The organism is uncultured Kordia sp., assembly GCF_947489565.1.
GTDB lineage: Bacteria > Bacteroidota > Bacteroidia > Flavobacteriales > Flavobacteriaceae > Kordia.
This window is the reverse complement of record NZ_CANLEA010000062.1, coordinates 1-406: the sequence shown is the minus strand read 5'-3', so window position 1 is coordinate 406 and position 406 is coordinate 1. Positions and strand designations below refer to the sequence as shown.

Sequence of the window (406 nt, the reverse complement as noted above, 5' to 3'; positions counted from 1 at the left end):
GCTACACTTGCTGTTCCTGCATCTTCTGCCACCGTTACATCACCTACACTCATTGCTGGTGTATCGTTATCAGTGATCGTTACTGTTCCACTATCATTTGTGTTTGATGTGTTCCCACTGGTTACAGTTCCATTTACACTAAAGTCCTCGGTTGGTTCTCCTGTAGTATCATCTGTAATTGGAATACTTACATCTACTGTAGTCTGTCCCGCTGGAATCGTTGCTGTAACTGTTGTAGTGGTATAATCATCTGGATTGGTAGCGCTGTTATCGGTTGTCGTGATACTTACTACCGTATCTACACTAGATGGATTGTCAATACTTACAGCGACACTCGCTGTTCCTGCATCTTCTGCAACCGTTACATCACCTACACTCATTGCTGGTGTGTCATTATCAGTGATCG

At 43.6% G+C, this 406-nt stretch carries 1 protein-coding gene; it reads right to left on the bottom strand.

Going from position 1 to position 406, the window contains the following annotated elements:
• Positions 1–406 (bottom strand): Calx-beta domain-containing protein (locus Q0845_RS27730; RefSeq protein WP_298521212.1); only part of this gene is annotated, 406 nt, incomplete at both ends.